Here is a 13,531-nt window from a genome sequence, read left to right as displayed (position 1 = left end):
AGATTGATAATCATGAAGGTTCACATTTTGTAATTAAAGTGAAAAATAAGTCAATTGTTTTAACAGATAATGATCGTTTAATTGATCACCAAATAACAGATGGAGATATTTTGCAAGTTTTATAAAGAATATTTTTTACTTTTAGTTATTTGAAAATAAGTTATTACGGGTTATAAAGAAAAGGAGAAGAGGATAAACATGACGGAAAAAATAATTCAAATTGATGCAATGAACTATCAATTTCAAATAGAAAAAGAAAATTGGAAATTGGAGATGACCAAATCTCAAACACGTATAAAAGACTTCCGTCAATTCGATATAATTACGGGCGAATCATCTGAATTTGTACCATTAACAATAGAAGAAACGGATGATATGTTTACGTTTCTATATCAAGTAGATAAAAAATTATATAAGTGGGACGATCTTAGCCGTTTTGGAAGAAATGAGAAATTAAGACTACTTCGGAATGTTGCGCAGTTTCGTAAATATTTAAATAAACGAATCACGTTCTTTTTACATCCAGACAATATAGTTTTTAATGCTAATTTAATACCAAGTATTATACATAGAGGAATTCGAGATATTGTTCCGCCAACCCCGTTATTAGAAGAGCAATTTTTAACACAATATAAGTGTCTAATTATTGCTTTATTCTCCCAAAAACATAACTTTGATGATTTGTATGCTGGGTTACTAAAAGATGCAAAAGAAACAACATTTGAACAGACCGTTGCTCAAATGGAAAGCTTAGATGCATTACTGCAGTTTCTTGATGACAGCTTTGAGAAGGAACAAACAAAAACAGAAAAAAATATGCAGTTAGTACCTAAAAAAAGCTATAAATCATTTAAATACTTAGCTTTTTCCTTCATAGCGGCGACAGTTATTTTAGCTGCTCCTTTAATATATTTCACTTTTATAAAATTTCCTTATCAAAATAAATTGTTAGAAGCAAATGCAAGTTTCATAGCAACTGATTATGACAAAGTCATTACGCAATTGAATGAAGAGGAGTTTGAATCATTACCGATTGCATCTAAATATGAGTTAGCATTCGCATACATTACAGCTGAAAAACTAGGTGAAGCTCAAAAGAAATCGATTATGAAAAATATTAGTTTGAAAAGTGATGAAAAGTATTTGCTGTATTGGATGTATAACGGAAAAGGTAATTTTGATAAATCATTAGATTTAGCTAAGACACTTGATGATCCTCAGCTTATTATGTACGGCCTTGTTAAACAAATTGAATCACTGAAAAATAATCCAGATTTATCAGGGGAAGAACGTGATCAAAAGTTAAAAACATATGAGCAACAATTAGATGAATATAAAAAGAAATATGGCAATTCATCAAACGATAAAAATTTGTCGGACACAGAGAAAAAAGAGTAAGCACTTGATGAGACAGTTGAAAAGGAGCAGTGAACACGGATGGAGCAACTATTAGTATTGACTTATGGAGACAAAATATATAAGTGCACATTACATCCAAATGAGCAATCAATAGTGTCGATTGGAAAAGAGTGGACAAATGATATTACGAATCCAAGTTTAGAACAAGAAGTAGAGTTAAAGTGGAATAATGAAGTAAATGCTTGGATGGTACAGGATCAATTAATAGAATTCAATAAGGAAATTGAGATTGGGAAAACAAGAGATGTGAGCTTGAAAATCTTTATATCTATTGTTGGCACAACTAAAGTGTTTGATATTGGAACGAAACATTCTCTTACAGTGAGTCAAAACGATTACGATGATATTTCTATTACCGGGACTAGTGTAGATTTAATGCTATCTCGCGAAACGTTGTACGATTCTTTTAAAGTGAACGTGTATGGCGGGGATGTATTTCATAATTATACGAAGTTAAAAGATAGCGTTATGTTGGAATCAGGAGACGTATTATATTTTGATGGTATTTTATTGGAGATTGGTAGTGAAGACATTCAAGTACTTTCTTCAGAAGATAAAGTGAAATCTGCGTTACCTATTTTAGTAGAATCAGAAACGAATTATCAAAGTGGTTATCCAGACTATCATCGTTCACCACGTATTATTTACCGTGAACCAGAAGAGAAAATGACAATTGCAAAGCCTTCAAGTATGCCATCAAAACCAACGGAGCATTTAGCAAGAATCATTGCACCTTCACTTGTCATGATTGTCGTAACTGTATTACTTGCTATTTTCATGAAATATGGAATGTTTATTATCGCATCGATTGCGATGACATTAGTAACAATCATTGTTTCTGTCACATCGTATATTAAAAATTTGAAGCAATATAAAGTCGACATTGTTGAACGAGATAAAAGCTATAGAGAGTATATAAAACAAAAAACGAAAGATTTACATGCAGAAAGTGAAAAACAGCGTCACGCATTACATTATCACAATCCAAATGTAGAAGTAATACGTAATATGGCAGTTCAAGTAAATCCTAGAATTTATGAAAAAACAATGTTACATCATGATTTCTTAACATTTAGCGTTGGAACAGGACAAGCTAATACGAGTTTTGAAATTCAATTTAATGAAGAAGAATTTAGTCAAACGAAAGATGAATTAATCGATATAGCACGTGAACTAAGACAGCGTTATCTATCATTGGAAGATGTACCAGTTGTAACAGATTTAATGAATGGACCAGTCGGTTATATTGGCCAACGCTCTTTAGTGTTAGAGCAATTACAATTATTAGTTGCACAAACGGCTTTATTCCATAGTTATTATGACTTGCAGTTTATTACTATTTTTCCGGAAGAAGAAAAAGAAAAATGGGATTGGATGCGCTGGTTACCTCATGGAAGTGTTCGCGATATAAATGTACGTGGATTTGTATACCATGATCGTAGCCGTGATCAAGTGTTAAATAGTTTGTATCAAATATTGAAAGAACGAAAATTAAAACTAGATGAAAAAAGTTCTACTAATGAAAAAATGTACTTTACACCGCACTATGTCGTTCTCATTACAGATGAAAAACTAATATTAGACCATGTTGTTATGGAATTCTTTAATGATGATCCGAGTCAATTAGGTGTATCACTTGTATTTGTACAAGATGTTATGCAAAGTTTACCGGAGCATGTGAAAACGGTAATAGATATAAGAGATGCAAAACAAGGGAACATCATCTTAGAGCAAGGAGAGCTTGTTAACCGTCAATTTAAACTAAATCACGTACCGAAAGGGTTCAATTTAGAAGATATTTCACGGGCATTAGCACCATTAAATCATTTGCAAAACTTAAAAAATAGTATTCCAGAAAGCGTAACATTTTTAGAAATGTACGGCGTTGAAAAAGTAAAAGAACTGAATATCACAAGTCGTTGGGAGAAAAATGCAGCGCATAAATCTTTAGCTGTACCACTTGGATTACGTGGTAAAGAAGATATCGTAAACTTAAACTTACACGAAAAAGCACACGGACCACACGGATTAATAGCAGGTACAACAGGTTCAGGTAAATCGGAAATTATACAATCGTATATTTTATCTCTAGCAGTCAATTTCCATCCTTACGAAGTAGCCTTTCTACTCATTGACTATAAAGGCGGCGGTATGGCGAATTTATTCAAAAACTTACCACATTTATTAGGAACAATTACGAACTTAGATGGAGCACAAAGTATGAGAGCGCTCGCATCAATTAAAGCTGAATTACAGAAAAGACAACGATTATTTGGTGAAAATGATGTAAACCATATTAATCAGTATCAAAAACTGTATAAAGAAGGCTTAGTAAGTGAGCCGATGCCGCATCTATTTTTAATTAGTGATGAATTCGCAGAATTGAAGTCAGAACAACCAGAATTTATGAAAGAGTTAGTTTCAACAGCGCGTATCGGTCGTTCGCTCGGAATCCATTTAATATTAGCTACGCAAAAACCGAGTGGTGTTGTAGATGATCAAATTTGGAGTAACTCGAAATTCAAACTAGCATTAAAAGTTCAAAATACGTCAGATAGTAATGAAATTTTAAAAACACCGGATGCTGCTGAAATTACATTACCAGGACGTGCTTACTTACAAGTTGGGAATAATGAAATTTATGAACTATTCCAATCAGCTTGGAGCGGAGCAGACTATGTAGAAAACAAAGAGGATAAAGAACATTTAGACGCAACGATATATGCAATAAATGATCTAGGACAATATGAAATATTAAGTGAAGATTTAAGTGGACTTGGTAGCAGTAAAGAAGTAATAAGTGTACCATCTGAACTGGATGCTGTTATTGACTACATTCACGATTACGCAGAAGTAAATGAAATTGAAGCGTTAGCTAGACCGTGGTTACCACCACTTCCAGAAAGCGTATATTTACAAGACTTACACGCTATTCAGTTCAAAGAAGCATGGACGAAAGAAAAGAAACCATTAAAAGCAACAGTTGGTCTACTAGATCAGCCTGAATTACAATCACAAACACCATTAACACTAGATATTAGTAAAGACGGGCACGTAGCGGTCTTCTCAAGTCCAGGCTACGGAAAATCAACATTCTTACAATCAGTCATTATGGATGTAGCTCGTCAGCATAGTCCGGAGCATTTGCATGTGTATTTAGTGGACCTTGGAACAAATGGTCTTCTACCTTTGAAAGGATTACCTCATGTAGCGGATACGATTACGATTGATGAATCTGAAAAATGTTTAAAGTTTGTTGAAAGATTAACTCAAGAAATGAAAAATCGTAAACGATTATTAAGTGAATATGACGTTGCAAATATTGAAATGTATGAAAAGGCAAGTGGGAAAGAAATACCACATATTATTATTGCGATCGACAATTATGATGCAGTAAAAGAAGCGAAGTTCTATGAAAGCTTTGAAATGCTAATTATGCAAATTGTCCGAGATGGAGCAAGTTTAGGAATTCATACCTTAATTAGTGCAGGGCGACAAAATGCACTTAGAATTCAATTGTACAATAATATTAAAATTCAAACTTGCCTATATATGATTGATCAAAGTGAAGTAGCTAGTATTGTAGGGAGATCTGATATAAAAGTGGAAGAAACAGCAGGAAGAGCGTTAATAAAACTAGAATCTCCTACATTATTCCAGGTTGCATTACCTACGAAAGCAGAAGATGAATTACAGCAAATTCAATTATTACAACAAGAAGCAAATGATATGGACCGAGAATGGGATGGAGAACGTCCGAAGGCAATTCCAATGATGCCAGAAATTATTGATATTGCTACTTATCGTAAAAATAAAGACGTTACAAAAGCTCTACAAGCAGCAAGAATTCCAATGGGGCTTGATTTTGCAAACGTAGAAGTTGTAGCTCATGATATTGCAGTGAATGATCATTTAATGATTTATAGTGTAGATGATAGTATGAGAAAACAAATTGTATCTAGCATCCTATCTCAATTGAATAAAGATTATTTTGAAAGTGTGACGTTAGTGGATACAGCAGAGTATAGTTTCGTTCAATATAAAGATAATGTGACGCACTACATTGTAGACGAAAATGAAATCAATATGCATGCGAAGTATTGGATGGAAGTAATTCGCGAACGAGCTCTTGAATTAGCGCAAGCAAGACAAGAAGGTAGAGAAATTCCTGCATTCACAAAACAACTCATTATCATGACAAATGTTGAAGAGTTTAGTAAATTTGTTTATTTAGAAATGGAGGATGCAGCAACTTTAATTGATCTATCTCGTACAGTAGGCATTTACTTTGTATTAGCAGGTCACCACGACTACATGGACCGAAATCGTGAAGCTCTACCTATGAAAATGAGAAGTAAGCTAACAGCAGCAATTATCGCAATGCCATTAAATGATCAAAGTATCTTCAATATAAAATATATAAGCAACGAAGCACCATTAGGTAAAGATGAAGTGTATTACTATCAAAAAGGGAACATAATGAAACTAAAAATGCCTAGAGTAACTAACGAGGTGACAGTATGAAATTAAAGAAGAAAGCTAAGGTGATGATAGTTGTGTCAATAGTGGCAAGTTTATTAAGTGGATGTGGTTTTGGGGAAAAGCAAATAGATTATAAGCCATTTGTCAAAGCTTTGGATGAAGGTGACATGAGAAAGGTTATGTCTGCGAGTGATGATGGGTATGCGTATGTGAAACAAAGAGGTATATATAGTACATATGAACAAAAGGAAGATGGAGAGCATAGAAAAACAATCTATCAAACTTCGGAAGGGATATATAATACGAAAGATAAAAGTTTATATGGAAGTACAACACAAGCGGTTACTTCAGCAGTAGACAGCAAAGATAATAAAAAAGAAGGTGTTTATCGTACCAATATTATGTATAAAAATGGACAGGTGAAAAGTCCGGATTCAAATCTGGATGTTTCATACGTAAACTTAATTGTTGATCGTTTAAAAGGAATAGGGAAACTAAAGATGAAGCCCGGAGATGATATAAAAAAGTTTGATCAACCTAGTACAGTTGGATATAAACTAAATGAATCAGATTTTCAGAGTATTGTTAATGATAAGTTGAAAATACAATATGATGAATATGATGGTGGATCGATTGTACTGCATATAGATTCTAAAGATGGTTCAGAGCAGATATTGGAGGTAAGTATTGTAATAAATTATAAGAAGCGAAATGATGAAGGTAAGTTAGTAGAATATATATCACAAATACACACATATTTTGATAGTCAAAAAGGCAATAATCAAGATGCAAAAAAAAAATATATAGATTACAGAGCACAGGATAAAAATAATAAGTAATTAGGAGTGAGTAATATGAGTAAGGATGTGGAGCAAGATAAAGAAATAATAGAGGATATAGAGGTAAGAGAGATAAATTCTGATTGGGGGAAATTGGAGCTAGCTGGAAAGGATATTTATGACTTTAAAGCTGGTAAAGAACCGTATAACCAACTAAGTCAAAAAAATAAAAAGACATTACAGGATAAATTTAACGCAGATTTTATAGATGATAAAGTTGATGAAAATACAGGATTTGCTGCATACGCTTTTAAAGATAGGTCTACAGGAGAAATTGTAATAACATATGTAGGAACGGAAGATGCAACGGATGCAATAACAGATGGTGAAATTGGGGGACATAATATAACAGGTGCAAATAAAATAATGTTAGGTAATTTGGAACACGATTTTACAGTTAGACAGTATGATCAAGGAGAAGAATTTTATTTGAAGGTTAAACATGATAACCCTTCTGCCAAAATTAGTGTAACAGGGCATTCATTAGGTGGTGGTATAGCTAATACTGTATCGTTAAGACATCAAGAAGATAATATTGAAACATTAACATTAAATCCAGCGCCTGTATTAAACCGAGATGTTGATAAATTTGGTAATGGGTTTGATATGAAAAATGTTCGGAATATCATTAATCAGAATGATCCACTACATATTGGGATAAAGGCAGCAGACTTCACACTTCCGGGAAGAATGTATAAAATTCCGAATCAAGCAGGTCACTCATATGCTTTTACAGTGAAGGATTATGATGAGAATGGACATCTAATATGGATTGATAAACTAGCAAGTGATAACGATACGGGGTGGGATATTATCCCAGGATTTATGGAGTTTTCTCAATCTGCTGGGGCTATATACACAGGAACTATACATGATGTATTTCATAGAAAAGTTTCTATAGAAGAAGAAAAGGTAGCTGGAACTGCAATTAATTTGATACTAAATGCAACGCCAATTTCTAGTATTATAGGTGGAATATTAGGTTACTCGGACATTGTACAAGGCAGCAAGGAGCTTGAAAAGCTAAGAGAAAAAGTTCAAGAAGGTTTTTCAAGATTAAATACAAAGTATGAAGGACTAAAGTCTCAAATTACAGCAGAAGCAATCCAATTTAGTATAATGGCTACAGTTGAAATAAAAGGAGCGGTAGATATCGCTGTAGAATGGATTGAAACAACTTTAGCGAAATGTAAGGAAAAAGTTTTAGAAGTATTAGAGTCTGTATTTAATACTGCTATAAATTTTTTAGCTGGAAGTGTTGTAGTATATTTAGCTACAAGTGAAATTTTAGATATTGCAAAAGAAGTTGCAGCTTCTTACGTGCAAGATTTACTAGATTTGTTTAAAGGAGATTTTGTAGTTGATACAAATGTAGCTGCAATTGTATCTGAACATATATTAAGTCATCGTCACTCATTGTTAAATCTCTTTATGAATGATAACAGTAGGGGGATAAACCGTTCTTTATTAGGTGAAATTGCTAAAGATGTGAAGGAGTTATCGAAAGATTTAAAACAATTAAACGACGATGTTTCAGAAGCGGTATTTTCTATGTTTGCAAAAGACGAAGAATTAGGAGCAGTTTCATATTATTAAAATTCCAAGTTTATAAATTTAAAAGAGAGGGGTTTGAAGGTGGATTTACATACGATAATGTCAAGGGTTCATAGTACATTTCCAGCTAGTGGTGGACGAGAACAAATTATAAACGTTGTAGTGCAATTGGAAAAAGCAGCTGCATCTTTAACAGGGGAAATTAGAAGGTTAGAGAGTAGCATTGATAGTACATTACAAGGAAAAACACGTGAGGCATTTATTGACCGGATTCGTCAATTAGAGAAAAAAAGACAAAAAATAGAAGAGAAAATTAGCGTACTAAAAGGGACAGTGAATTAATATGAAAGACTATATGGATAAAGTATTACCTTTAGGCAGTGTTGTGAGATTGGGTCTTAAAGAAGAAGAAGATGTGGAGTATGTAATCACTACGAGAGGTTTATTACTTGATGAAAATACATTCTATGATTATGGCGGAGTGTTGCATCCAGTGGGTTTAACCGAAGAGACATATAAATTATTTAATCACGCGGATATTGCAGAGGTTAAATTTGAAGGGTATCGAAATAAAATTGAAGGTCAATTTGCAGCTAAATTTAAAATGTGGCGGAATGAGTTTGTTGAAAAAGTAATTGAAAAAAATAAAAAGCAACAACAAGCACAAGAGTTAGAAATAAAGGGAAAAAAATAAACTTAAAAGGAAATAAGCTTTCCTCTTCCAAAATGGAAAGAGGAAAGCTTATTTTGATTGAATAAGGGTGTCAGTATGAAGTTAAAGAAGAAAGCTAAGATGATGATAGTTCTGTCAATAGTAGCAAGTTTATTAAGTGGATGTGGTTTAGGGGAAAAGCAAATAGATTATAAGCCATTTGTCAAAGCTTTGGATGAAGGTGACATGAGAAAGGTTATGTCTGCGAGTGATGATGGGTATGCGTATGTGAAGGAACGGGTTATTGATTTTACGACAGAAAAAAATGGTGATGACAGAATTCATAATACACTATATCAAACTACTGAAGGTATATATAATTTGAAAGAAAATTTATTGTATGGAGAGACCACTCAAAAAATAACAAGTGATATTAAGAACATAAAAAATAGACATAAGGATAATAAATATAAAGAAGAAGAAAAATATAGCACTAGGTTCATGTATAAAGATAGAAAGGGTTACAGTACTGATTTGAGCTTGGATGTTTCACATGTAAAACTAATTTTTAATAGATTGCAAGGTGTTGGGAGTTTGCAACTGAAAGTAGATGGAAATAAAAAGAAATTTAATGAACCAAATACAGTTGGTTTTACGTTAACGGAATCACAATTTCAAGAAATAATTAACGATAAATTGAATTTGCAATATGATAGTTTTGAAACAGCATCAATTGTATTCAATTTTAACGATTCTAAAGATACGAAACAGCATCCAATGCAAATAATACAATTAATAATTTCAATTGTATATGAAAAGAAAAATAGTGAGGGAAAATTATTAACACATACTCAGCAAATATCTGTGAATTTTAGTAGTAAAAAGGATAATGATCAGGAAGCTAAGCAAGATTATATGAATTCTGAAAAATCTTTTCAAAATAATAAATCATTCTAAGGGATCTGATTTGTTTTGAAGAATTGAAGGTCAATTTACAGCTAAGTTTAAAATGTGGCGGAATGAGTTTGTTAAAAAATAAAATAGATGTTTTGAAAAATGGTATTAATGAGAATTTATACTTTTTATCCTGTACGATGAAAATGGGGATCTTTCGGTATTTTTATAGTTAGGAAAAAGTTATTCTAAAAGGAGTAAGTTGGGTGAATCATAGACGCAAGAAAAAGAAACCGAAACAAATAAGAAAAGAAGCTGTTCAGATAAAACCGATGGTAGAAGAAAAACCACTAAAGAAGAGTAGCAAAAAGTTAGTTGATATTCTTCTAGGTATTCTTCTTTTCCCAATTTTTATATGGGCTGTCTTGGAAGGTTCTACAACACAAGTAAGCAAAGGGAAGACTTTCCTTATTATCGTTTTCTTTATCTTATTGCAATAGGGTTATCTATGATAGGAAACAAATAAGGGGGAGTTCAGATGTTTAAGAAGAAGGAGAAAAAAAACATTTACGTTAGACTGGTAAACACACAAGGGGAAATCATTCGAGAGTTTAATTGTACAGAAAAAGACTTGCGAAAAGTAAAAGAAAATGGTGCTGAAATTCGTTTGGTTGGAGACAACTCATATGAGATGGTAGCAACCGATGAACAACTAGAACAACTAGCAAGAGCTGAAGCAGAAATCGAAGCGGAAATTAAGGCATGGGAAGATGCTTTAAATGAGAGTTTGGATGAACGCGAAGAAAGAGAAGCGAGACAGAAGGAATTGAAAGAAAAGAATAAATGGAGTACAAAGAAGAAAGTAATCGTATTTGGACTGATACCCTTTGTATTTATTGGATTACCTATTATCGAAGGGTATCAAAATAGTAAATTAGTTGAAGAAGGTACATCATTACATGCAGAAATTGTAGGTAGGCATGTAGAGAAGGAATTCATGTTTACACACCCCACATTAGTAGTTGAGGTAGATGGTAAAAAGCATAAAGTATGGGTAAGTGAAGAGACATATAACGGAGCAGAGTGGTTAGGTAGACTAAAAGTCATCAAAACAAAAGATGGTAAAGTTGAGAAAGACCCTAGATATGAGGGTGAAGACTTAATTACGAGTTATTAAGCAGTAGGTTTTTAATGTTCGCTCCTCAAATTAAACAACATTATTATTTGCAAAAATCGAATCCATTAAAATAAAAAACAAATTTTAAATAACTGTAATAACCTCCTAGCATATTGTCGATGGGAGGTTATCACCTTTCTGAAGATAAAAATAAAGAGCTATATTATCTCGATACAATTGTGATGACAGTAACGTTTTTACTAAGTGAGTGGAGTTTCAGGGAGTATGAGGGATATGCTTAAGTGAAAGAGAGAAGAATATTTAGAGCTTTTGAGGAGAAAGAAGGCTATTTGAACTATCAAAAGCATTCTGATTATGTACGGTAATTAATGTAGAGATAATATTATCTGAATATAGTTACGCAAAGATGAATGTACTTAAAAAGTTAGGAATGTAATGGGATGTTATTGAATGAAAATTATTTAAGCTGTATAGAGGTGAAACGTCAGGATGTGGAATATAAAAGAAGAAGATTTAGATAAGTTTAGGATGACATGTAATGATCGTTTAAGTCCTGAGGGTGCTACAGGATTTATGTTTGGAGGAATACTTTATAGTTCAATAGCCGTCTTTTCTATTATTGTATCAGGTGATTGGGATTACTGTATGGTTCTCCTTAATATAGGAATTGTTAAGCTGGAAGTGTTGTTATATGCTCTGCAAGTAATTTTTTTCATTTTATATTTATTTCCAAAAGCTCAATTTAAATTTCAAAAGCTACAAACACTTGTCGTATTATTATACGCACTTCAAATGGCTACTATATTACTTACAGTTTTAGTTGTTTCTGAAATAGCTAATAATTCAATGGATCGTATTACGTTGAATTATGTATGTTTGCTATATTTAGGAGCAGTAATTTTTCATATTGTAACAACAATAGATACATTTAAATTGGCAAGTGAAGGTGCGTTTAGTATGGATGAAAGATCCGTATCCTTTTTTAGTAAAACAAAAGGAACTATGATGAAAGTTGCTTCAATATACGCATTAATCATTCTTATTTTGATTTATTTTCATAATGATTATGCGTTTGATACTTTTATTGGATATGTAATAGGAACTGTTTTAATGTATACGATAGCAATCGGTGCAGCTGAATTTCAGCTATTAGCATATTGCAGATTTAAATTTCCATCATTTAATAAAACGTGGGAGCAACATAAAAGAGAGACTCCAAGATATCGAAAGAAAAATAAAAAAGGTAAATCGAAACGTAAGGCATAAAGAAAGTGCGTATTGTAAGTTTTGATGATAGAAAAGTAATTATTTACAGGAGAGTATTTTAACTTCTAAAAGAAAATTTAATTATGTAAGGTGATTAAAGTGATTAGAAGGTTATCTGATCGAAAATGTAGAGTGGGTAGTGTGATGATGAAATGAACACAAAAAAGGTTTCTAAAATGATTACTATCATAATAACAATCAGCCTACTACAAGCATGTAGTTTTTTTGAAAAAAAGATAGAATATGAGCCATTTGTCAAAGCTTTGGATGAAGGTGATATGAAAAAGGTTATGTCCGCTAGTGATGATGGATATGCCTATGTGAAACAAAGAGGTATATATAGTACATATGAGCAAAAGGAAGATGGAGAGCATAGTAAGACAATTCGTCAAACTACGGAAGGTGTATATAATACAAAAGATAAAAGTTTATATGGAGAGGCGATACAAACAGTTACGACTGATATAGAAAAAGACAAGGGAAAAAGGACAAATGAGAATTATAAAAAAGAAACTATTTATAGTACTCATGTTAAGTATGAAAATGGACAGGTGAAAAGTTCGGATTCAAATCTAGATGTTTCATACGTAAACTTAATTGTAGATCGTTTAAATGGGATAGGGAAACTAAAAATGAAGCCTGAAGATGATATGAAAAAGTTTGATCAGCCTAATTCAGTGGGATATCGACTAACTGAATCTGAATTTAAAAATATTATTAATAATAAATTAAAGATACAATACGATGAATTTGATGGAGCAACAATCGTATTGTACCTGGATGCCCCAAATAATCCAAAACAAATTTTGCAAATGAGGATAGATATAGATTTTAAAGAAAAGAATGAGGATGGAAAATTAATAGAAAATATGTTCCAAATAATAACGTATTTTAATAGAAAACAGGATAATAACCAAGATGCGAGACAGGAATATTTAAAATACAAGGCGCAGTACAACAAAAGAGATTGTTAAGAGTTGCGATGAAAATAAAAAGGTATAAAATCAGTGACTAAGAAAATTGCATCTTTATTTTGGTAATATACTATAGTTCGGGGAAAGGTGGAGTTAACAAATGTGGAACATAAAAGAAGAAGATTTAGATGAATTTAGAATTACATGTAGAAATCGTTTAAGCCCATAACGCTCCATGGTGTTTATACTTGGCGCAACTGTTTATAGTTCATTATTCATGCTTTTTATTTTGGGAGCATTAGTTAAATTTGGCTGGGGTTACTATCCAAATCTCTTTGACAAAATAATTGTTTGTATTGAATTAGTTTTATAT

General features: G+C 32.4%; 10 protein-coding genes and 3 pseudogenes. All 13 read left to right on the top strand.

The genetic code is table 11. The features are described from left to right. Positions 1 to 125, top strand: a pseudogene (locus GBN78_RS31255) (EsaB/YukD family protein); the annotation flags it as partial. Between the two features lie 73 nt (positions 126 to 198). Then, positions 199 to 1,398, top strand: a complete 1,200-nt coding sequence (essB, locus tag GBN78_RS24465) for a type VII secretion protein EssB (RefSeq protein WP_000136611.1) — start codon at positions 199 to 201, stop codon at positions 1,396 to 1,398. 39 nt (positions 1,399 to 1,437) lie between these two features. Further along, positions 1,438 to 5,943 (top strand): type VII secretion protein EssC, encoded by a 4,506-nt coding sequence (gene essC, locus GBN78_RS24460; RefSeq protein ID WP_098378976.1) that lies wholly within the window; start codon positions 1,438 to 1,440, stop codon positions 5,941 to 5,943. Then, complete coding sequence (locus GBN78_RS24455) at positions 5,940 to 6,740, top strand: DUF3952 domain-containing protein (protein ID WP_098559952.1); 801 nt, start codon at positions 5,940 to 5,942, stop codon at positions 6,738 to 6,740. Before essC ends, GBN78_RS24455 begins: the two co-directional genes overlap by 4 nt. A 15-nt stretch (positions 6,741 to 6,755) precedes the next feature. Next, positions 6,756 to 8,336 (top strand): lipase family protein, encoded by a 1,581-nt coding sequence (locus GBN78_RS24450; RefSeq protein WP_152127791.1) that lies wholly within the window; start codon positions 6,756 to 6,758, stop codon positions 8,334 to 8,336. 39 nt (positions 8,337 to 8,375) lie between these two features. Next, positions 8,376 to 8,636, top strand: a complete 261-nt coding sequence (locus GBN78_RS24445; protein WP_016077813.1) for a hypothetical protein — start codon at positions 8,376 to 8,378, stop codon at positions 8,634 to 8,636. A 1-nt stretch (position 8,637) separates the two neighbouring features. Further along, the gene (locus GBN78_RS24440; RefSeq protein WP_087950122.1) at positions 8,638 to 8,988 is read left to right on the top strand and encodes a DUF4176 domain-containing protein; all 351 of its coding nucleotides are present in this window, start codon (positions 8,638 to 8,640) and stop codon (positions 8,986 to 8,988) included. Positions 8,989 to 9,063: 75 nt separating this feature from the next. Then, complete coding sequence (locus GBN78_RS24435) at positions 9,064 to 9,903, top strand: DUF3952 domain-containing protein (RefSeq protein ID WP_152127790.1); 840 nt, start codon at positions 9,064 to 9,066, stop codon at positions 9,901 to 9,903. Between the two features lie 203 nt (positions 9,904 to 10,106). Next, positions 10,107 to 10,366: pseudogene (locus GBN78_RS24430) on the top strand (hypothetical protein). Between the two features lie 12 nt (positions 10,367 to 10,378). Next, entirely contained in the window at positions 10,379 to 11,017 is a 639-nt protein-coding gene (locus GBN78_RS24425; protein ID WP_152127789.1) for a hypothetical protein, read from the top strand. Positions 11,018 to 11,467: 450 nt separating this feature from the next. Beyond that, complete coding sequence (locus tag GBN78_RS24420; protein WP_000267127.1) at positions 11,468 to 12,244, top strand: hypothetical protein; 777 nt, start codon at positions 11,468 to 11,470, stop codon at positions 12,242 to 12,244. Between the two features lie 176 nt (positions 12,245 to 12,420). Then, the gene (locus tag GBN78_RS24415) at positions 12,421 to 13,218 is read left to right on the top strand and encodes a DUF3952 domain-containing protein (RefSeq protein WP_000628354.1); all 798 of its coding nucleotides are present in this window, start codon (positions 12,421 to 12,423) and stop codon (positions 13,216 to 13,218) included. A 100-nt stretch (positions 13,219 to 13,318) separates the two neighbouring features. Then, positions 13,319 to 13,531: pseudogene (locus GBN78_RS30725) on the top strand (hypothetical protein); the annotation flags it as partial.

It is taken from the genome of Bacillus sp. B2-WWTP-C-10-Post-4 (genome assembly GCF_009183805.1).
Classification (GTDB): Bacteria; Bacillota; Bacilli; order Bacillales; family Bacillaceae_G; genus Bacillus_A; species Bacillus_A cereus.
Note: the sequence above shows the minus strand (reverse complement) of the source record. Positions and strands in the feature narration are given on the sequence as shown.